General features: G+C 67.1%; 20 protein-coding genes. 14 read left to right on the plus strand and 6 right to left on the minus strand.

Annotated elements, in window-relative coordinates; genetic code table 11:
- Positions 1-8 precede the first annotated feature (8 nt).
- The 9 genes from H8S61_RS16320 (at position 9) to H8S61_RS16360 (ending at position 6,919) form a co-directional block, all read left to right on the plus strand.
- Entirely contained in the window at positions 9-626 is a 618-nt protein-coding gene (locus H8S61_RS16320; protein ID WP_255466673.1) for a 4Fe-4S dicluster domain-containing protein, read from the plus strand.
- A gap of 5 nt (positions 627-631) precedes the next feature.
- Positions 632-1,624, plus strand: coding sequence for an NrfD/PsrC family molybdoenzyme membrane anchor subunit (gene nrfD, locus H8S61_RS16325; protein WP_186939732.1), 993 nt, complete (start codon positions 632-634; stop codon positions 1,622-1,624).
- A 173-nt stretch (positions 1,625-1,797) separates the two neighbouring features.
- Positions 1,798-2,067, plus strand: coding sequence for a hypothetical protein (locus H8S61_RS16330; protein ID WP_160943614.1), 270 nt, complete (start codon positions 1,798-1,800; stop codon positions 2,065-2,067).
- Positions 2,064-2,816: a tyrosine-protein phosphatase gene (locus tag H8S61_RS16335; RefSeq protein ID WP_186939733.1), complete on the plus strand. Its 753-nt coding sequence runs from the start codon at positions 2,064-2,066 to the stop codon at positions 2,814-2,816. Before H8S61_RS16330 ends, H8S61_RS16335 begins: the two co-directional genes overlap by 4 nt.
- A 395-nt stretch (positions 2,817-3,211) precedes the next feature.
- Entirely contained in the window at positions 3,212-4,042 is an 831-nt protein-coding gene (locus tag H8S61_RS16340) for a transporter substrate-binding domain-containing protein (RefSeq protein ID WP_186939734.1), read from the plus strand.
- 193 nt (positions 4,043-4,235) lie between these two features.
- The gene (locus H8S61_RS16345) at positions 4,236-4,889 is read left to right on the plus strand and encodes an amino acid ABC transporter permease (RefSeq protein ID WP_154333218.1); all 654 of its coding nucleotides are present in this window, start codon (positions 4,236-4,238) and stop codon (positions 4,887-4,889) included.
- Positions 4,890-4,899: 10 nt separating this feature from the next.
- Entirely contained in the window at positions 4,900-5,676 is a 777-nt protein-coding gene (locus H8S61_RS16350; RefSeq protein WP_186939735.1) for an amino acid ABC transporter ATP-binding protein, read from the plus strand.
- Positions 5,677-5,756: 80 nt separating this feature from the next.
- Positions 5,757-6,224 carry a YbaK/EbsC family protein gene (locus H8S61_RS16355; RefSeq protein ID WP_186939736.1) on the plus strand — a complete coding sequence of 156 codons (468 nt, stop codon included), beginning with the start codon at positions 5,757-5,759 and terminating at the stop codon, positions 6,222-6,224.
- Complete coding sequence (locus tag H8S61_RS16360) at positions 6,224-6,919, plus strand: histidine phosphatase family protein (protein ID WP_186939737.1); 696 nt, start codon at positions 6,224-6,226, stop codon at positions 6,917-6,919. Before H8S61_RS16355 ends, H8S61_RS16360 begins: the two co-directional genes overlap by 1 nt.
- Positions 6,920-6,961: 42 nt before the next feature.
- Here H8S61_RS16360 and H8S61_RS16365 read toward each other — a convergent pair whose 3' ends face one another.
- The 4 genes from H8S61_RS16365 to H8S61_RS16380 all read right to left on the minus strand — a co-directional run bounded on the left by H8S61_RS16365 (position 6,962) and on the right by H8S61_RS16380 (position 11,049).
- Positions 6,962-7,951, minus strand: a complete 990-nt coding sequence (locus H8S61_RS16365; protein ID WP_186939738.1) for an SDR family NAD(P)-dependent oxidoreductase — start codon at positions 7,949-7,951, stop codon at positions 6,962-6,964.
- 229 nt (positions 7,952-8,180) lie between these two features.
- Positions 8,181-9,449 (minus strand): MFS transporter, encoded by a 1,269-nt coding sequence (locus tag H8S61_RS16370; protein WP_186939739.1) that lies wholly within the window; start codon positions 9,447-9,449, stop codon positions 8,181-8,183.
- Positions 9,450-9,554: 105 nt separating this feature from the next.
- Positions 9,555-10,373: a MerR family transcriptional regulator gene (locus tag H8S61_RS16375; RefSeq protein ID WP_186939740.1), complete on the minus strand. Its 819-nt coding sequence runs from the start codon at positions 10,371-10,373 to the stop codon at positions 9,555-9,557.
- A gap of 10 nt (positions 10,374-10,383) precedes the next feature.
- Positions 10,384-11,049: a GNAT family N-acetyltransferase gene (locus H8S61_RS16380; protein ID WP_186939741.1), complete on the minus strand. Its 666-nt coding sequence runs from the start codon at positions 11,047-11,049 to the stop codon at positions 10,384-10,386.
- A gap of 168 nt (positions 11,050-11,217) precedes the next feature.
- Here H8S61_RS16380 and ptcA point away from each other — a divergent pair, with 168 nt between their 5' ends.
- From ptcA to arcC, 4 genes are all read left to right on the plus strand, one after another.
- The gene (ptcA, locus tag H8S61_RS16385) at positions 11,218-12,243 is read left to right on the plus strand and encodes a putrescine carbamoyltransferase (protein ID WP_186939742.1); all 1,026 of its coding nucleotides are present in this window, start codon (positions 11,218-11,220) and stop codon (positions 12,241-12,243) included.
- Positions 12,244-12,272: 29 nt separating this feature from the next.
- Positions 12,273-13,775 (plus strand): APC family permease, encoded by a 1,503-nt coding sequence (locus tag H8S61_RS16390; protein WP_160943629.1) that lies wholly within the window; start codon positions 12,273-12,275, stop codon positions 13,773-13,775.
- Positions 13,776-13,796: 21 nt separating this feature from the next.
- Entirely contained in the window at positions 13,797-14,912 is a 1,116-nt protein-coding gene (aguA, locus tag H8S61_RS16395) for an agmatine deiminase (RefSeq protein ID WP_186939743.1), read from the plus strand.
- A gap of 63 nt (positions 14,913-14,975) precedes the next feature.
- Entirely contained in the window at positions 14,976-15,929 is a 954-nt protein-coding gene (arcC, locus tag H8S61_RS16400) for a carbamate kinase (RefSeq protein ID WP_186939744.1), read from the plus strand.
- 239 nt (positions 15,930-16,168) lie between these two features.
- Here arcC and H8S61_RS16405 read toward each other — a convergent pair whose 3' ends face one another.
- Together H8S61_RS16405 and H8S61_RS16410 are read right to left on the minus strand one after the other, a co-directional pair.
- Positions 16,169-16,771, minus strand: coding sequence for a cytochrome c3 family protein (locus H8S61_RS16405; protein WP_186939761.1), 603 nt, complete (start codon positions 16,769-16,771; stop codon positions 16,169-16,171).
- A 144-nt stretch (positions 16,772-16,915) separates the two neighbouring features.
- Entirely contained in the window at positions 16,916-18,700 is a 1,785-nt protein-coding gene (locus H8S61_RS16410; RefSeq protein WP_186939745.1) for an FAD-dependent oxidoreductase, read from the minus strand.
- Between the two features lie 213 nt (positions 18,701-18,913).
- Between H8S61_RS16410 and H8S61_RS16415 the strand changes: the two genes are divergently transcribed.
- Entirely contained in the window at positions 18,914-20,437 is a 1,524-nt protein-coding gene (locus H8S61_RS16415) for a response regulator transcription factor (RefSeq protein ID WP_186939746.1), read from the plus strand.
- The last annotated feature ends 1 nt before the right edge of the window (position 20,438 follow it).

A 20,438-nucleotide genomic window follows, 5' to 3' on the forward strand; every position in this document is an offset into this window, starting at 1 on the left:
CCGCAGCGTTGGGAGTCTCGGCGCTTGCGGTCGGCGGGGCTGTAGGCGCGGGGAGCTCGGCCTTCGCCGAAGATGCGGGCGCGGGCGCGAACGGCCCGGGGGTCGGAGACGTGCAATACGGCTTTCTCGTCGACCTTGGGAAGTGCGTGAACTGCGAGTTGTGCATCGAGGCGTGCCGCCGGGAGAACCGCCTGTCGGACGACACGCCCGACAGGCGGCGGATAACCCTGTTCGTGAACGCGAAAGGGGAGAACGTCACGCTGTCCACGTCGTGTATGCATTGCGGCGAGCCGAGCTGCTTGCGCGTGTGCCCGGCGGGTGCCATCTCGAAGGGCGATGCGGGCATCGTGTCGGTTGACCAGGAACGTTGCATCGGGTGCAAGTACTGCTTCCAAGCGTGCCCGTACGAGGTGCCGCGGTACAACTCCGTGGCCATGGACAAGTGCGATTGCTGTCTGGGCGCAGGCGTGCCGGCGGGCGAGACGCCGCACTGCGTGCGCGCGTGCAAGTTCGACGCGTTGCGCTACGGCCCGCTCGACGAGCTGATGGCGCAGGCGAACGACGCAGCGGTGCCCATCGCGCAGGCGAACGATCCGTCGTGCCTGCTGCTGGGAACGAGGGGGTGAGCGCTATGTTGCAACTGACTTGGAGCTGGCAACCCGCCCTGTACCTGTTCTTGGGTGGCATGGGTGCCGGCGCGTTCGTCATGGCGGCGGTGCTGTTCCTGATCGACCGGACGCGCCACCGCCTGATCGTGTGCGTGTCGATGTGGGCCGCGCTTTTCAGCTTGGCGGCCGGTCTGCTGTTGCTGCTCACCGAGCTCATCACGCCGGCGCGCGGCCTGTTGATGTGGCAGAGCTTCGGGCACTTTACCTCGTGGATGACCTACGGTGCGTGGGGCGCGTTCGCGGCGATGGCGGTGTTCGCGGTGTCGGCGCTGCTGGCGACGAGGCCGGTGGGCGTGTGGCTGGCGAAGAAGTGGGCCTGGTTCGAGAAGAAGGGCACGACCCTGCGGCGGGTGCTCGCGGTGATCGGCATCGTGTTGGGCGCGTTCGTGGCGGTGTACACGGGCATGCTGCTCATGACGGCCGAGAGCGTTCCCCTGTGGGACACTCCGTTGCTGCCGGCGCTGTTCACCGTGTCGGCGTTCGACACGGGCGTGGCGCTGGTCGAGCTGGTGGCGATCGTGCTATCGAAGAAAGACGCCCTCGTTCCCAAGGCGCGTCTGCTCATGGAGCGGATCGTCGTGGTGCTCGTGCTGGTAGAGGGCGTGGTGATGGCGGTGTTCCTGGCCAGCATGCTGGGTGCCGACGCGCAGACGGCGGTGGGCGCGACGGCCGCGGCCTCCGCGACGCTTCTGGTGTCGGGCGGCCTCGCGCCCTGTTTCTGGGGCATGGTGGTGGTGTGCGGGCTCGCGGTGCCGCTGGCGATGGCCCTCATGGGGCTCGTGCTGCACCGGCGCGGCGGCAAGAAGCCCGGCGCAAAGCAGCATGCGGGCACGGCGCTCATGGCCGTCGGTGCCGTAGGGGCGTTGATCGGCGGGTGCGAGCTGCGCTTCTTGATCCTTGCGGCCGGCATCCATGCCGACGTGATCGCCGAAACGGTGATGAGCCTGATCGGATAGGCGCAAGGGCGGCACCCTCCCTCGCCGCCCTCCGCGCGCGAACCGGCAGCCATGGCGGCTGCCGGTTCGCGTTTCGGGGCAATTTTTGCGCGCGCTGCGTGCTTGTGGTACGGTGGGCGGGCGCGTTTCGGGCGCGCGCGACGAGGAGGATCGGCCGGTGAAGGGGGTTGGCGGTGGCGCATCGAGTGGGGGAGCCTCTCGAGTTCGACGGGTACGTTGACGATTTCGAGCACAACGTGTCCGCCATGCAGTTCTCGCTGGACGGCGGCGCCACGTGGACGACCTACCCCACGTCGGGCGCGGTCATCGACAAGGGCGTGAACTGGCACTTCGTGTATCGTCCCGAGCGCCCCGGGCGTTATCTGCTGAAGGTGCGCGCGGTGGACGGCGCGGGCGCGGCGTCGGACATCGTCGCGGAGTATGCGTTCGAGGTGGAGCGGTGACGGAGGTTGACGCGAGCGTGCGCGCGTTCGGCGGCTTCCGTCTGCGCGCCGTCGACGGCGGGCCGCTCGAGGGCGCGTGCTTGTTCCGCTCGGCCTCGCTTGCGCGCATCACCGAGGACGAGGCGGCCTACCTGGTGGGCGAGCTGGGCGTTCGCTCGATCTACGATCTGCGCAACCGGTGGGAGGTCGCATCGAGCCCCGAGCCGCGCATCGTGGGCGCGAAGACGCTCGCGTTCGAGCCCTCCACCGACCGCGGGCGCTCCGACGCGTCGCGCCGCCTCGTGGCCGGCGTCATCGGCGAGTACGGCCGCCCCGAAGAGCGCATGATCCGCAACTACCGACGTTACGCGCGCGAGTTCCCCCTCATGGGCACCGTCCTGCGCACGATGGCCGCCGAGCGCCGCGCGGCACTCGTGCACTGCGAGCACGGCAAGGACCGCACGGGTGTGCTGTGCGCCGTGCTGCAACGCATCGCGGGGGCTTCCGAGGATGACGTCATGGCCGCGTACCTGGCCACGAACGAGGTGAACGCCGAGGCGACGGAGCGCGAGATGTCCCAGCTCGAGCAGGGGATGTCGGACGAGGAGCGGGCGGTGCTCAGGTCGTTTCTCGAGGCGCGACCCGCGTACCTGCGCGCGTTCTTCGACGAGATCGACGGACAAGCCGGCGGATTCGCGGCGTACGTCCGCGACGCGCTGCGTTTGACGCCCGCCCAGGTGGCCAGCCTCTGCGCGCTGCTGGCTCGCTGAGCGCTGGCCGTTGCGGGGCGTCGCGCTTGCGCCGGTTCCGCATGGGGGGCGTTTTCGGAAAGCGCCCTGGCGCAGATCGCATGGTATGAACGATTCCGGGGCGTCTTTTCGGGAACGGTTCGAGAAAATCTCCTGATCGGGGGCGATACGGAGAACGCCGCGACGCAATGGCGGGCCGGGCCGCCATTGCGCTCGCACCTCGGGGCAGCCGCTGGTTCGCGCTCGTGCCGCTTCCGCCGCCTGCCACCGGTTCCCGATCGCAGGGGGTTCCGCTTTCCGACGGCTGTGCTATACTGTCCCCGCGCTTTAGTACAGTAAAGTAGAAAAGCGGTCGAAGCGAAGGCGCCACCAGGGAAGGGCGCGCATCGGCCGGGTTCGGGATGATGGGAGATGCGATGAAGAAGAAACTCGTTGCGCTCGTGGCCGCCGTTGTCACGCTGGCGCTGTCCGCGGTGATGCTGGCCGGGTGCTCCGGCGGCGGCGACGCGCAGAATGCCGACAGCTCGACGTCGGATGGCTCGTTCACGTTGGCAGTGGGCTTCGACCAGGGGTACCCGCCGTACGGCTACGTGGGCGACGACGGCCAGTTCACCGGCTTCGACCTGGAGCTTGCCAAGGCCGTGTGCGAGAAGAACGGTTGGGAGCTCAAGCTGGAGCCCATCGACTGGGACGCGAAGGACGCGCTCATCGGCAGCGGCACCATCAACTGCATCTGGAACGGCTTCACCATGGAGGGCCGCGAGGACGGATACACGTTCTCCGAGCCGTACATGTACAACGAGCAGGTGGTGGTCGTGAAGAAGGACAGCGGCATGACGAAGCTCGAGGACCTGGCTGGGAAAATTGTCCTGACGCAGGTTGATTCGGCGGCGCTTGAGGTTCTGGAGGACGAGGACGGCCAGAAGGCCCTCGCCGGAACGTTCAAGGAACTGCAGACCATCGGCGACTACAACAACGCGTTCATGCAGCTCGAATCCGGCATGGTGGATGCGGTGGCGTGCGACCTGTCCATCGCCAGCTACCAGATGGCGGCCAAGCCCGACGCGTACGTGAAGCTGGGCGTGCTGGCTCCCGAGAACTACGCGGTGGGCTTCAAGAAGGGCGACACCGAGCTGGCCAAGCAGGTGACCGACGCGCTCAAGGCGCTTGACGAGGACGGCACCGTCAAGCAGCTGTGCGACAAGTACGCCGACCAGGGAATCACCTACGACAACTGGGTGCTGTAAGGGTTAGGGTTCCGCCGGCCTGCCGGCCGGCGGGTCTGCTCGATGCTGCGGGCCGTTCGCGCACCGAATCTTCGCGCGATCCCGGAAGCTCGCGTACCGCAGTACGCTTCGCCTCCGCGATCCCTCGAATCTTCGGCACGGGAACGGCCCTCGCTGACGTTATTGGACCTGTTATGTTTGAGAAAGGCCGGACATGGAATTCGCGACCATGATGGAGCTGTTGCTCTCGGGCTTGGCGTTCACCTTGCAGATATTCCTCACCACCCTCGTCGGCTCGCTGCCGTTGGGCGTGCTGGTGGCGTTCGGCCGCATGAGCCGGTTCAAGCCGGTCGCGCTCGTCACGCGCTTCTACATCTCGGTGATGCGCGGCACGCCCCTCATGCTGCAGCTCATGGCGCTCATGTTCGGCCCGTACTACCTGTTCGGCCTGCAGATGGGCAACGACTGGAAGTACTGGGCGTGCTCCATCGGCTTCATCATCAACTACGCGGCCTACTTCGGCGAGATCTACCGCGGCGGCATCCAGTCCATCCCGCGCGGGCAGTACGAGGCGGCCGAGGTGCTGGGCTACTCGCGCTTCCAGACGTTCATGAAGATCGTGCTTCCCCAGGTGGTCAAGCGCATCCTGCCGGCCATGAGCAACGAAATCATCACGCTGGTCAAGGACACGTCGCTCGCGTTCGTGCTGGGCATCATGGAAATGTTCAGCCAGGCGAAGGCCATCGCCGCCTCGCAGGTGAGCATGCTTCCCTACGTGATCGCAGGCGTGATCTACTGGGTGTTCAACTTCATCGTGGAAATCATCCTGACCCGCGTCGAGAAGCGGCTGAACTACTACCATGATTAGGAGCGACGTCATGACCAACGAACAACCTGTCGTGCTGCTCGAACATGCGCGGAAGAGCTTCGGCGACACGCCGGTGCTCAAGGACATCTCGCTCAAGGTGCAGCCGGGCGAGGTGGTGGCCGTCATCGGGCCGTCGGGCGGCGGCAAGTCGACGTTGCTGCGCTGCATGACGCTGCTGGAGACGCTCGACGCGGGGCGCCTCGCGTACGGCGACCTCGTGGTGGCGGAAGACGGCGGGAGCGGTGCGGCGACGTACGCGTCGAAGGCCGTGCTCAAGGAGGCGAAGACGCGCTTCGGGCTGGTGTTCCAGAACTTCAACCTGTTCCCGCACTACTCGGTGCTGAAGAACATCACCGACGCGCCCCTGCACGTGCAGAAACGTCCGAAGGACGAGGTGCTGGCGGCGGCGCGCGGCCTGTTGGCGAAGATGGGCCTCGAGGGCAAGGAGGACATGGTGCCCTGCGAGCTGTCGGGCGGCCAGCAGCAGCGCGTGGCCATCGCCCGCGCGCTTGCGCTCGACCCCGACGTGCTGTTCTTCGACGAGCCCACGAGCGCGCTCGACCCCGAGCTGACGAAGGACGTGCTCAAGGTCATCCGCGACCTGGCGGCCGAGAACATGACGATGGTCATCGTGACGCACGAGATGAACTTCGCGCGCGACGTGGCCGACCATATCGTGTTCATGGACGGCGGCGTTATCGTGGAAGAGGGGCCGGCCGAGCAGCTGATCAACAACCCCCAGCACCAGCGCACCCAAGCGTTCCTGGCGAAGTTCGAGGGGGAGTAGGGGCTCTCTCGCCCCTCGCCGCATTGCGGGATACGGCGCTATACTGATCCCGTAACCTATTCAGAAAGCGGGGCGAGACGATGGCTATCGACAACGTGAGAGCGTATTTGCGCGAGCGGGGCATGGAGGAGCGCGTGCTCGAGTTCGAGACGTCGAGCGCCACCGTCGAGCTGGCCGCGCAGGCGGTGGGGTGCGAGCCGGCGCGCATCGCGAAGACGCTGTCGTTCCACGTGGGCGACCGCGTCGCGCTCGTGGTGGCCGCGGGCGACGCGCGCATCGACAACCCCAAGTACAAGGCGCAGTTCGGGTGCAAGGCGAAGATGCTCGCCGCCGACGAGGCCGAGCCGCTCATCGGCCACGGCGTGGGCGGCGTGTGCCCGTTCGCGCTCAACGAGGGCGTTGGCGTGTTCCTCGACGAATCGCTGCGCCGCTTCGACGTCGTGTACCCCGCCGCCGGCAGCGCCGCAAGCGCCGTGCGGCTGACGCCCGACGAGCTGGAGCGCTGCGCCGCGCCGTGCACGTGGGTCGACGTGTGCAAGGTCGTCTGATGGAAGCGGGGGAGCGCCGTCCCGGCGAGGTGACGTTCTACGTCGTGCGCCACGGGCAGACGCTGTTCAACGTCATGGGCAAGGTGCAGGGCTGGTGCGACACGCCGCTCACGGACGAGGGCGTGCGCGCCGCGCAATCGCTCGGTCGCGGGCTGGCGGAGGTGGATTTCGCCGCGGCGTACGCGAGCGACAGCGGCCGTGCCGTGCATACGCTCGACGAGCTGCTGCGCGCGCGGGCGGGCGCGGCGGTGCCCTTCGGGCCGCACGCCGACCAGCGTCTGCGCGAGTGGTGCTACGGCGACCTCGAGGGCGAGCCGGGCGAGCTGCTGCACGCCACGCTCGATGCGGGGTTCGGCGCGCCGCTGTCGTTCGAGGAGCACAACCGACGGTTGCCCGAGGTAGCCGACGTGCTGGCCGACGCGGACTGCTCCGGCCGCGCCGAGCGCTTCGACGCCATCGAGCGCCGCCTGCGCGGGTTCTTCCGGGAGGCCGGCGACGCGGGGCTCGCGCGCGGCGGCGGCAACGTGCTGGTGGTGACGCACTCGTTCGTCGTGCGCACGCTCGTGTACCTCATCGACCCGGAGCGCGTGAACGATCCGGTGAAGATCCCGAACGCGAGCGTCACGCGCATCTCCTACGACGGCTCCGACTTCCGGCTGGGCGAGATCGGCTCCACCGCCTGGCAGCGTCCGTAAACGCGGAAGCGGCCGGGATCGCGCCCCGGCCGCTTCGTGGAGCTACCAGCGATCCCAGCTGATGCGGCATGAGGGGCCGCCGGTTCCGCCGTCCCGGCCGCCGCGCTCGTGCCGATGATCGCCATGACAATGGTGATGGTCGCGATCGTGGCTGTGGCCGTGCTCATGCTCGTGGTCATGGTCGTGCTCATGCCCGTGCTCGTGATGTCGGCGGCCCTGGGGCGCTCCTTCCTCGGTTCCCTCGTGGTCGAGCGGGTGCTTGCGCACGCCCATCAGCCATTCGCCGGCCAGCAGCTGCGCGCCCATCGGCATGAAGCGCACCGAGATGGCGCCCACCTTGTTGTACCAGCCGGTCACGGCGCAGCGCTCGCCACGCATGAGCGCGCGGTACACGCGGACGGCCGTCTCGTCGGCGTCCATCGAGAAGTACTTCCACGCGGGCGCGCCTTCGATGCCGGCGTTCTTCGAGAAGTTCGTGCGCGTCGCGCCGGGGCACGCGGTGGTCACCGACACGCCCGTGTGCTTGAGCTCGCGCGACAGCGCCGTGGAGAACGACAGCACGAACGCCTTCGCCGCGCCGTACAGCGCGTTGTAGGGGCAGGGGGTTTTCGCCACCATCGAGCTCATGTTGAGGATGCGGCCGTGGCCGCGTTCGAGCATGGGGTGCAGGAACACGCTCGTCAACTCGGCGAGGCTCGTAGCGCTCACCTGGATCATCGAGCGGATGTCGGCGATGGACAGCTCCGAGAACTGCCCGGCGGGGCTGTAGCCCGCATCGTTGACGAGGAACTCGATGTCCTTGCCCGCCTCTTGGACGCGCTTGAAGATGGTGCGCGCGGCGTCGGGGTCTGAGAGGTCGCACGCGACGGGAAGCACGTCGATGCCGAGTACGCGCAGGTCCTTCGCCTGCTTTTCCAGTGCTTCCTCGTCGCGGGCGACGGTGACCAAATCGTAGCCGTCGCTGGCGAACAGCAGGCAGAGGGATTCTCCGATGCCGCTCGTCGCGCCGGTGACCAGTGCGGTTTCTGCCATGATGGCGCTCCTTTCGTGCCGGACGCGCAGCGCCCGTGTCGTGTTCCCCGCCATCATAGGAGCGCCGCGCGAACGCCGTGCGGGCGGTCGCGCGGCCGTTGGAAAGGTGCGACCCGCACGCAATCCCCCTGAAATCGCGACGAAATCGCTTCGCGGAACGGGGCGCCTGCCGCGGTGCGGAGCCCGCCGGGCGATTCGCGGGTCCCGCCGCCTGTCCGGGGGAGAGCGCTTAAGAATCCGCCGGAGCCCCCTCGGGCGCAGGTTCCTCGTCGAGGTGGCGCATGCCGCGTGCGACCAGGGCGAAGGCCGTGATCGCGACCCAGCAGCCCACGAGCGCGACGGCTGCGACGGAGGTTCCCAGCACGCTGACGCCCACCGAGGTGGCGAACACGGCCACGGGCGCCGCCACGAGCAGCAGCGAGTTCTGCGTGCCCAGCGCGCTGCCGCGCGACTGCTCGGGGATGCGGTCGAGCATGAAGAAGCCCATGAGCGCCGACGCGGGGCCGGCGCTCACGCCCAGCACGAGCGCGCCCAGCAGCATGAACGGGTAGGCGGGCAGCGCGCCCAGGATGGCCACGCCGATCAGCATGCCGAACATCGACAGCACGTACCACGTCCGGCGCGACAGGCGCGGGGCGAGCGCCGCGTACGCGAGCGAGCTGGCCAGCAGGCCCAACGACATGGCCGACAGCACGTAGCCCAGCAGCTCCGGATGTCCGCTGTCCGTGAAGTACACGGGCAGCACGAGGCCCTGGAACGATCCCATGACCATCACGATGCCGAACGTGAGCAGGGTGGAAACCGTCAGCACGCCGTCGGTGCGGAACAGCACGCGCACGCCGGTGCGCAGCGCGCCCACCGTCGAGGACACGATGCCCTGCTGGGTGGCCGGGGTGTCGCCGACCGCCGCGCCCGCCGTACGCACGGCTCCCACCGAACGCGGGATGGTGGTCGTGGCCAGCGCCGCCAGGAACGACAGGGCAGCTGTGAACCACAGCGACGGCACGCCGCCGACCAGCCCGATGAAAAGCGCCGCCAGCGCCGGCCCGATGATGGTGGTCAGCGAGTCGAGCGACTGCGACAGCCCCATGAACCGCTGCAGGTCTACGCCGTCGCGCTCGACGACCTCGGGCAGCAGCGCGTCGCGCGCCGTCATGCCGGGGATGTCGCCCACGGCGCCCAGCAGGCCCAACGCGACGAACCACCAGAAGTTCAGCCCCCAGACCATATCTACCACGGGGATGAGCGCGATGCTGGCGGCCGACACGACGTCGGAGATGATGGAGATGGTGCGGCGGTTGAAGCGGTCGAGCGCCGCACCGCCCACGATGCCGATGATCATCTGGGGGACGGAGCAGATGAGCGCCAGCGTGCCCGCTGCCAGCGCGTCGCCGGTGGTGGCCAGCAGGATGAGGGGCAGGGCGACGCTGGCGATGGAGTTGCCCAGCAGGGAAAGCGCGTTCGATACGAGGAATCTGATGGATGTGCGGCCGAACATGAGGGGTCCTTTCTGGCGAGATCCTTCGACTGCGCGCCTGCGGCGCTTCGCTCGGGATGACAATTCGTGCTAGAAAGGAGTAAAAACTACGACGTTACGTCGGGGTCAAGCGTCCTGTGGCGAAGATGTGGAGGGAAGCCGTTCGAGGATGCGCGCCTCGAGCGCCTCCGCGAGACGATCCGTCGCAACGCGCTGGGCCTCGTTCAGGTCCTTCTTCGTTATCTCGCGCAGGAGGTCCTCGGAAACGCTGTCGTAGTCCTTGTCCCAGTTGGCCGGGTCGAAGCAATCGATGAAGGGGCCGAGCAGCTCCATCGCGGCATCGATCGCGCAGTCGATCTCGTCGCGCGAGGCGTCTGCGGGCAGCTCGTCGAAGCGGACCTGAACGGCTTGGAGCTGGTCGATCATCTCGCCGTCGAACAGCGCCGAGATGACGCGCTCAAGCTCGTCGGCGTCCTCCTCGGTGAACAGGTTGCCGGCGAGCAGGAGGGCTTCTCGGTCGCTTTTCGTGATGGAAGAGCGTGCGGAAAGCTCCTCGAACAGCTTCTTGATCCGTGCGAACCGCACCGGCAGGTCGAGGTCGATCTGCTCCCGCTTCAGCAGCGCGATGGTGCGGCGCTGCTCTTGCAGGCGCTCGATCTGCAGCTCCAGCTCGCGATCGAGCTCGTCGAGGGCCTCGTCGGCATGCGGCCCGGAGGCCTCGGCCAGGTTCGCGTCCATCTCGTCGAGCACCTCGCCGATGCGCGACAGCGAGAACCCCAGCGACGACAGCCGCTTGACGCGAAGCAGGCGCACGAGATCCTCCGCGTGGTAGTCGCGGTAGCCGTTCTCGCCGCGCGGCGGCTCGGGCAGCAGCCCGATGGCGTGGTAGTGGCGCAGCGTGCGCACCGACACCCCCGCCAGCTTCGCCAGTTCGCTCGATTTCATGGCGCGACGCCTACTGCGCCCGGCGGATCATGAGGCGCTCTTCGATGGGGAAGGCGTCGATGCTGCGGCGCTCCACCGTCTCGAAGCCGAAGTGGCCGTACAGCTGCTCGAGCCGATCGGTGTAGCAATCGAGGTAGCAGTCCAGCCCGTGCTCGTCGGCGTAGGCGAGGAAGGGCGTGAACAGGCGACGGAACGCCCCCGTGCCACGTTGATCGGGATCGACGCCGGCCGAGATGAAGTAGACGAAGTCCTCGTCCGCGCCCGCGCGCTCGAGCGGCCAGCTCGTGGAGGAAATGGGGTCCATCGCCTCGATGCGCGGCCCCAGCACGTCGATCTCCTCGTCGGTGAGCACCTCGGCCAGAAGCGCGCCCGACTCCTCCTCCAGCTCGGTCCAGTCGACGTCGCCCAGCTCGCTGCGCAGGTAGACGTTCGCGGCGCCCGCGCGGTCGGGCAGCGCGTACACGCACTGGTACGGCGCGGTGACGGCGTAGTCCGACCGGATGACGGCGCGGGTGATCTCGAGTTTGCGGTCGGTTCCGATGCCCAGCTCGTCGAGCGCTTCAAGCCAGGTGACGTACCACATCTCCTCGAGGAAGCACGTGCCCACCATGGTGGCGAGCGCGTCGAGCTCTTCGGTCTGATCAGGCTGAACGGTGATGAGTCCGGATAGGTTCATAGCGTGTCCTTTAGCGATTCGGTTTCGGTTCGTCTTCGATTCTCGCACGACCGGCCAGCCTTGTCGAGCGCCTCGGCGATTCGGGTTACAACTGAGGGCAAGGCGCGGCCGTACTGCAATCCGGCCGCGCCGATCCACCTGTCCGCATTCTCCGAAGGAGGCTCGTCCATGACCGTCAAGGATTTTCTCGATACCAATGATTTCACGAAGGACCAGCTGCTCGATATGATCGAGCTGTCGCGCGTGCTCAAGCGCTGCGTGAAGGCCGGCTACTTCCCCGAGCTGCTGAAGCACAAGACGCTCGGCATGATCTTCCAGCAGGTTTCCACCCGCACGCGCCTGTCGTTCGAGGGCGCCATGGCCGATCTCGGCGGCACGGGCCAGTTCTACGCGCCCGGCACCATCCAGCTGGGCGGGCACGAGACCATCGAGGACTCGGCGCGCGTCATGAGCCGCCTGCTCGACATCCTCGAAGCGCGCGTCGACCACCACGAGGACCTCGTGGAGCTGGCGAAGTACGCCACGATCCCCGTGATCAACGGCATGTCCGACTACAACCATCCCACCCAGGAGATGGGCGACCTCCTCACCATGATCGAGCACCTGCCCGAGGGCAAGCGCATCGAGAACTGCAAGATGGTGTTCGTGGGCGACGCCACCCAGGTGTGCGTGTCCGAGATGTTCATCACCTCGAAGATGGGCATGACGTTCGTGCAGTACGGCCCCGAGGGCCATCAGATCCGCGAGGACCTGCTGGAGATCGGCCGCAAGAACTGCGAGGTGTCGGGCGGCAGCGTGAGCGTCACCGACAACCGCGAGGAGGCCATGAAGGACGCCGACTTCGTGTACACCGACGTGTGGTACGGCCTGTACGACAAGGAGCTGTCGAAGGACGAGCGCATGGCCATCTTCTACCCGAAGTACCAGGTGACCGAGGAGCTCATGGCGATGGCCGCCCCGGACGCCAAGTTCATGCACTGCCTGCCCGCCTCGCGCGGCGAGGAAGTCACCGACGCGGTCATCGACGGCCCGCAGTCCATCTGCTGGGACGAGGCCGAGAACCGCAAGCACTCCATCCGCGGCTTGCTGGCGTACTTCTGCAAGCAGGCCGAAACCGAGGAGCCCGAAGCCGGCGAGGCGCACGACCAGCTGAACTACCTGCTGGAAGGCCTCGGCAAGCAAGCGATCAAGTAAGGGTCCGACTGATTTGAAAGAGGCTCCTTATGGCAAAGAATAAGAAATTCCGGTTGATCGACGCGATCTTGTCGGTGATCACCGTCGTGTTCGTGGCCGAGGCGGCGGCTCCCGCAGCCGCCATCGGCAACTCGCAGTTCTTCTGGTGGATCTTCCTCATCATCGCGTTTTTGCTGCCGTACGGCCTGGTGGTTTCCGAGTTGGGCACCACGTACGACGACGAGGGCGGCCTGTACGACTGGGTGCGCCGCGCGTTCGGCGACAAGTGGGGCAGCCGCGTGAGCTGGTACTACTGGATCAACTTCCCGCTGTGGATGGCGTCGCTCGCCTTCCTGTTCCCTGAGACCATCTCGATGATCACGGGGATGGAGATCGGGTTGGTGCCCTCGCTCATCATCGAGCTGGCGTTCATCTGGATCGTCGTGTTCCTCAGCTTCTCGAAGGTGTCGGACTCGGCCTGGATCCTCAACCTGGCCGCCGTGCTCAAGGTGGGCATCGCGGTGGTCGTGGGCGGCCTGGGCATCTGGTACGCGGTGAACTTCGGCTTCGCGAACGAGATGACGCCCGAGTCGTTCTTGCCGGCGCTCGACTCGAACAGCCTGACGTATCTGTCCATCATCCTGTTCAACTTCATGGGCTTCGAGGTCATCACCACGTACGTGGGCTCGATGGAGAACCCGAACAAGCAGATCCCCCGCGCCATCATCGCCGGCGGCATCGCCATCGCCGCGCTGTACCTGTTCAGCTCGTTCGGCATCGGCGCCGCCATCCCCGCGATGGACATCTCGCTCGACTCCGGCATCATGGACGCCGTGGGCATCATGGCGGGCGTGGGCAGCGTGCTGTTCATCGTGGTGGGCATCGTGTTCCTCATCACGCTGTTCGGCAACATGGTCAGCTGGTCGTTCGGCGTGAACTTCGTGGCCGAGCACGCCGCGCGCAAGAAGAACATGCCGAAGGTGTTCGCGCACGAGAGCAAGAAGAACGGCATGCCCACCGGTGCCGCCATCGTCAACGGCGTGGTGGCCAGCGCGCTCGTGCTGCTGTCGCCCGTGATGGAGCTGGCCGGTTTCGACAGCTTCTTCTGGATCTTCTTCTCCATGAACATCGTGTTCCTGCTGATCAGCTACATCCCCATGTTCCCGGCGTTTTTGAAGCTGCGCAAGATCGACCCCGCCGCCAAGCGCGTGTTCAAGGTGCCCGGCGGCCATGGCGTGGCGCTCGTGGTGGCGTGGCTGCCCGTGGTGCTGCTCGTGCTGGCCATCATCGCCACCATCGTGCCGCTGAACGGCTCGCCCGAGGAGATGGGCAAGATCCCCATGCTCATCGGCGTGATCGCGTTCGTCATCCTGGGCGAGATCGTGCGCATCTGGTCGGCGCGCGGGCGCAACAGCGACTACGGCGGCATGGGATCGAACGGCGACCCGCTCGACTTCGACGTGGCGCAGGGATTCGTGGAGATGCCCGAGTCCGAGAAGATCGCCATCGAAGAGGACGAGCTCATCGGCCGAGAACCGCGCGACCTGGTGTAACCAACCCGAAAGGACGTACCTATGGATACGATTTACGAGAACGAATCGACCCCGAAGAAAGACGGCTACCGCATGCCCGGCGAGTTCGAGCCGCAGGAGTGCATCTGGATGCTGTGGCCCCACCGCCCCGACAACTGGCGTGACGGCGCGAAGCCCGCGCAGAAGGCGTTCGCGGACGTGGCGCGCGGCATCGCGCAGTACGAGCCGGTCATCGTGGGCGTGAACCCCGAGGACTACGCCGCCGCGCACTACGTGCTGGCGGGCGAGGAGAACATCCTCGTCGTGGAGATGACCAGCGACGACTCGTGGATCCGCGACTGCGGCCCCACGTTCGTGGTGAACGATGCGGGCGACGTGCGCGCGGTGCACTGGCACTTCAACGCGTGGGGCGGCCTGGTGGACGGCCTGTACTTCCCGTGGGACCAGGACGCGCTCGTGGGCCTCAAGGTGGCCGACCTGGCGGGCGTGGACCGCTATCGCCCCGACTCCTTCGTGCTCGAGGGCGGCTCCATCCACGTGGACGGCGAAGGCACCGTGATGACCACGGAGATGTGCCTCTTGTCCGAGGGGCGCAACCCCGAGCTGTCGAAGGAGCAGATCGAAGGGTACCTGTGCGACTACCTGGGCGTCGACAAGGTCATCTGGATCAAGGACGGCATCGACCCCGAGGAGACGAACGGGCACATCGACGACGTGGCCTGCTTCGTGCGCCCCGGCGAGGTGGCGTGCATCTGGACCGATGACGAGGACAACCCCTTCTACGAGGCCGCGCATGCCGCCTACGACACCCTGTCGAACGCCACCGACGCGAAGGGGCGGGCGCTCAAGGTGCACAAGCTGATCATGCCGAAGAAGCCCACCTACATGACGCAGGAGGAAGTGGACGCCATCGACGTGGTGGAGGGCACCATCCCGCGCACCACCGAGGACGTGTGCATCGCCTCGTACATGAACTTCCTCATCGGCAACGACTTCGTGCTGGTGCCCCAGTACGACGACGAGTACGACGAGCGCGCCCTGCAGCAGGTGCAGGAGATGTTCCCCGAGCGCGAGATCGTCGGCGTGCCCACCCGCGAGGTGGTCTACGGCGGCGGCAACATCCACTGCATCACCCAGCAGCAGCCCGCGGGGCTGTAGGCGAATTCCGAGCGGGGCCCGTCCCTTGGGGTGGGCCCCGCTCTGCGATCGAAAGGAGCTTCCATGCCCTATCAGAAAGGCGCCGGCAAGTCGGTGGTCATCGCGTTGGGCGGCAACGCCTTGGGCTCGACCCCCGAGGAGCAGCTCGAGCTGGTGAAACACACCGCGCAGAACATCGTCGACATGGTGGCCGAGGGCATCAACGTCGTCGTCTCGCACGGCAACGGGCCGCAGGTCGGCATGATCGAGAGCGCGTTCGACTACGCGAACGCGCACGACGGCAAGACGCCGGCCATGCCGCTGCCCGAGTGCGGCGCGATGAGCCAGGGCTACATCGGCTACCAGCTGTCCCAGGCGCTGCTCAACGAGCTGAAGGAGCGCGGCATCATGCGCTCGTCGGTGGCGCTGATCACGCAGACCGTGGTGGATGCCGACGACCCCGCGTTCGACGACCCCACGAAGCCCGTGGGCGCGTTTCTCACCGAGGACGAGGCCGTGCGCCTCGCCGCCGAGACGGGCGCCATGTTCAAGGAGGACGCCGGGCGCGGCTGGCGTCAGGTGGTCGCGTCTCCGCAGCCGCAGCGCATCGTGGAGTTCGACGCCGTCAAGGACCTCATGAACGACGGCTACGTGGTGGTGTGCGCCGGCGGCGGTGGCGTGCCGGTCGTCGAGGACGCGAGCGGCTACCACGGCGTGCCGGCCGTCATCGACAAGGACCGCTCGAGCGCGAAGCTGGCCGCCGAGTTCGAGGCGGACATGCTGGTCATCCTCACGGCGGTGGAGAAGGTGGCCATCAACTTCAACACGCCCGAGCAGGAGGAGATCGACGTCATGGACGTGGCCCAGGCCGAACGCTACATCGCGGAGGGCCAGTTCGCTCCGGGCAGCATGCTGCCGAAGGTGGAGGCGTGCATCGAGTACGTGCGCGCCTACCCCGAGGGCCGCGCGCTCATCACCTCGCTCGAAAGCGCCGCCGCCGGCCTCAAAGGCGAGACGGGAACGCTGATCGTCGCGTAGCGGACGCGAATTCCGGTCGCGTGGACGCGAATCGGGGGCCATGACAATTTTGGCGTGCGGTTCTCGTCGTGCGACGTCGCTGCAACAAGCAAAGCCCCAGGTGGCGAGATTTCGATTCGCCTTCTGGGGCTTTGCGTTGCCAAGAGAATTGTCACCGGTGCCGTTTTGCGTCCAAAAGCGGGGAGGCACGCGAAGGGAGGCGCGCGGAGGGAGGCGTGCGGCGTGCGGCGAGCGCTTCGCTAGTCGTGGCAGGTGTGGCAGGAGTACACGCCGGCGTGGTGGCACGAGTCGCAGTATTCGGGCGCGCTCTCCTCGGCCGGCTCGCTGTCGTGCATGACGTGGCAGCTGGCGCAGTCGGTGGAGGCGTGGTCCTCGTTCTCGGGCATGGCGTGCGGGTTCACCGTGGTGCCCTCGCTGTCGGTGAGCAGTGCGAGGTCGGCGGTCTTCGCCGCGAGCTCCTCGTAGCTGCCGTGGCACGACAGGCACGCGGCCTCGTCGATGGTGGTGCTGCGCAGTTTGGTCGCGCGCTTCTTGGCTTCGTCGGGCGTGGCGTTCTCGTGGGCGCTCGCCAGGCCGCTCTCGTCGGTGTGGCAGGTCGCGCACGTGGTGCTCTCGGCGGCGTGCGTGGCGGCGAGGCACGCCGCGTCGTCCATCGACCCATCTTCCTTCTCGTGGCATTGCGCGCAGGTGGAATCGTAGCTCCAGGTGAAAGCGACCTGCGTCGATTCCGCGTTCGCGCCTTCGCTGCCGGTTTCGTCGTTGTGCTGCGGAGCGCACGCGGCGAGGCCGCCGAGGGCGACGATGCCGCATGTTGCCAACGCGACGGTTATGCACAGGTGCATTCGGTTCACGGCTGACTCCTTCGTCGAACGTGGTTGCGGATGGCCCCGCTCGGCGCGGGCGAGGGGAGGGAGGGTGTCGCCCTCCGCCGAGCGGGGCGGGGAAGCGGCGGCGTCCGCGTTCGCACGCCGCCGCGGCGTATGGTTTTACTTCGCGGCATCCCAGGCGGTCTCGGCCGCGGCGTTCTCGCCGGCGATGCGCCCGCACACGATGCATTCGGTCACGTTGCCGCCGCCCTGGTACACGAACTTGAAGCACGACGACATCTCGCCGGCCGAGTATAGGCGCGGGATGGGCTCGTTGCGCCAGTCGATGACGCGGCGCTCGCCGTCGGCCTGCAGGCCGCCCTTCGTGTTGGGGCCGCCCGCCACGAGCGGCATCGCATAGAACGGCGGCGTGCTGATGGGCTGGAATCCCTTGTCCGTCTCTTCGCCGGTCAGCGGGTCCTTCGACGTGCTCGTGCGCCCGAACTCCTCGTCGACGCCGGTGTCCACCATGTGCTGGTACTGCTCCATCGTGGCGGCCAGCACGGCGGGATCCATCCGGCCCCTGTTGAGCTCGTGGGTGTCGCGGATCTTCTCGGCCAGCTCTTCGATGGTGTCGGCTTTGATGAGCCATCCCTTGTCGATGGCGGTCTGGTTGTCCTCGTCCCACGGGATGATGCCGAAGCCGCAGGTGGAAAGCGTGATGTTGACCAGCGGCGCCGACGTGCGCTTCGTCTCGTCGATGATCATGTACGACGGGTTGTTCGGGAATTCCAGCTTCTCGATGTCCATGTGCACGGCGTTCTTGTACGAGAAGTAACGGCTCGGGTCCTTCGTGATGAGCGTCTCGTTCATGAAGCGGCGGCCTTCGGAGTTCACGACGATGGTGCCGGCGCCGCCCACCGAGTCGGTGATGGAGCCCACGTTGCAGTCGTTCTTCGTCACGTCGGGGCACGACCAGATGAGGCGCGACGCCGCCTTGCCCACCTTCGCCAGCTGCGCGCCCGCCTCGCATCCCATGCGGATGCCGTCGCCCTCGTTGGAAAGCGTGCCGTAGAACGCCCAGCCGGTCATGCCCTCGCCTTCGAGGAACGCGCGGCGCATCTCTTCGTTGTACTCGTAACCGCCGGTCGTGAGGATGACGCCCTTTTTCGCCTTGATGCGGACGTCGGCCCCTCCCTGCTGGGCGACGACGCCGATCACTTCGCCTGCGTCGTTCTGGATGAGCTTTTGACCGGGCGTTTCGTATGCCACTTCGATCTTGTCGGTGCGGTCGGCGATGCCCGTCTTCAAGCAGTTGAAGAATGCGAGGCCGGCGGCCGTGTCTTCCTTCGGCATGTCGATGGTGGGGAACTTGGGCCCCGTGGCCGACTTGCCGTACGTGCTGTTGTAGCTCTTGTAGCCCGCTTTCTCGGCGCCGGGGAAGTCGGGGAAGGCCGCGCCGCCGCGCTCGATCACCTTGAAATCGGGGTCGAGGCTCTGCATGAATTCGACGTTGAGCGGCTCGTACTCGGCGAACTTCTCCACGATGCCGTCCACGAACAGGGGCGACTGCTCGCCCTCGTTCTTCGTCGGCAGGTTCTCGCCCGAGAACATGCCGCGCAGGTATTCCTTGAGCGCTTCCTTGTCGCCGTCCTTGTCGGGCGAGTGGAAGATGCCGCCGGACATGAGCGTGTTGCTGAGGTGCTCCGCTTCCGCGTTCTTCTCGAGCAGGATGACGCTGGCGCCCGCGTCGGCCGCGGCGATGGCCGCGCATGCGCCCGCGCCGCCGAAGCCCACGACGACCACGTCCGCTTCCTTGTCCCATGCCTCCTGGTCGGTGCCGCCGCCGGCCGCCTGATCGGCGCAGCCCGTCAGGCCGAGCGCCGAGGCGCCCACGGCCGCTCCCGCTGCGGCCAGGCCTGCGTTGCGCAGAAAATCGCGACGTGAAACCGATGATGCTCCCATGATGGTCCCCTTTCCTTGATGGTTCCGTGGTGCCGGCGATGCCGACGCCCTGAGAGTAGGCGGCGGGACAGAATGGGGCATCGTGCGAACCGGCAGATATTGCCCCTGGTCGCACTATCGTCCGAACCGGATGATGTATGGTGGGGCGGATGCATCTATCGTGCGAAGTGGCTTGAGGGGGCTGGATGCAGGGCGCGCAGGGGAGGGGTTGCTATGCGGTTCACGGGAAGCGGTCTTGGGAGTGTGGCGCTCGACGAGCGCAAGCGCGCCATCGCGGCGCTCGTCGGCCTGGCGGTGATGGGCGTTTGGGTGAACCTGGTCGGATACGGCGGGGTGTTTCTCGAGCCGTCGTCGACCGACTCCTCGCTCGAGACGACGCGGTACGCGTACCACGCGGGTCGCGTCGCGGTCTCGCTGCTGATCCTCGTCGCTCCCGGGGCGTTCGAGCGCTTCGGGCGCGGCATGCGGACGTACCTGCCGCTGGTCATGTGCTTCTGCACCGCCGGGTTCGCCATCGCGTTCCACCAGACGCTCGTGGCGCCGGTGGTGCTCGGCGTGGGCGCCTCGTTCGTGCTCGGCATGGGGTACCTGTGGATCGTGGCGTCGTTCTACATCGCGCTGGCGCGGGCGGTCCCGCTGCGCCCGGCCATCGTCGTGGCGCTTGCGAGCCAGGTGATCGAGCAGGTGCTGAGCGTTGCGGCAAGCTCGGCGCTGAGCGCGACGGCGCAGATCGTCGTGTGCTGCGCGTGCCCGCTCGTCGCGCTGGCGGCTTTGCCGCGCGCGTGGCGGAAGCGCGATGCCGCGCAGGGCGGCGTCGTGGCCGACAAGGCGCGATCGCACCTCTACCTGCTGCTCGTCGCCTCGGGGGTTTCCATCGTCACGCTCAGCGCGGTGAGCAACGTCGGGATATGGGGAAGCGCGCGGGTCGAATACGTTGCCGAGGACGCGCTGGTCTCGTGCGTGCGGACGTGCCTTGCCTGCGTGCTGCTGACGGCGTTCGCGTTGGGCACGCTCGTGGCTTCGGCCGACAAGCCGCTGGGGTACCGCTACCAGGTGCCGTTCCTCGTCATCGTAGGGTGCTTCATGCTGGCGGTGCTCAAGCAGGTGCTTCCCGGCATGTGGAGCGAGCCGGTGACGGTGGTGCTGCTGGCGGCCGAGTTCTTCTCGCACATCCTCACCTGGACGCTCGTCATGAACGCCGAGAAGGATCTGGCGGGGCCGTCGTACTTCAACGCCGGCATGTCGTTGGCGCCGTACAGCATCTGCTCTATCGGGTGGATATTCCTGCTCGAAACCGACCAGGTGGCGTCGGCGTTCGTGGTGCTTGCGGTGTCGTACGCGCTCATCATCGTGGTGGCCGTGCACCCGCGCTTGCTGTACGAGCGGCGGCAGCGCACGCTCACGTCGGCGGATGCGCTCAACGAGTACACGATCGAGGGCGAGCCCGAGATCCCGCTTGAGAGCAACGGCGCCGCCGTGGTGGAGGTGGTGGATCGTCGCTGCGTGCTGCTGGGCGAGCGCTACGGGCTGTCGCAGCGCGAGACGCAGGTGCTGTCGCTGCTGGCGCAGGGCCGGTCGCGGCCGGCCATCCAGCGCGAGCTCGTGCTGTCCGAGGGCACCGTGAAGACCCACGTCGCCCACATCTACGAGAAGATGGGCGTCGGCTCGCGCCAGGAGGTGTTCGACATCGTGTACGATGCGGGCGTCGACGGGGAGACGGCCCCCGCATCTTCGTGAG

This window comes from Eggerthella hominis (genome assembly GCF_014287365.1).
In the GTDB taxonomy this organism is placed as follows: domain Bacteria; phylum Actinomycetota; class Coriobacteriia; order Coriobacteriales; family Eggerthellaceae; genus Eggerthella; species Eggerthella guodeyinii.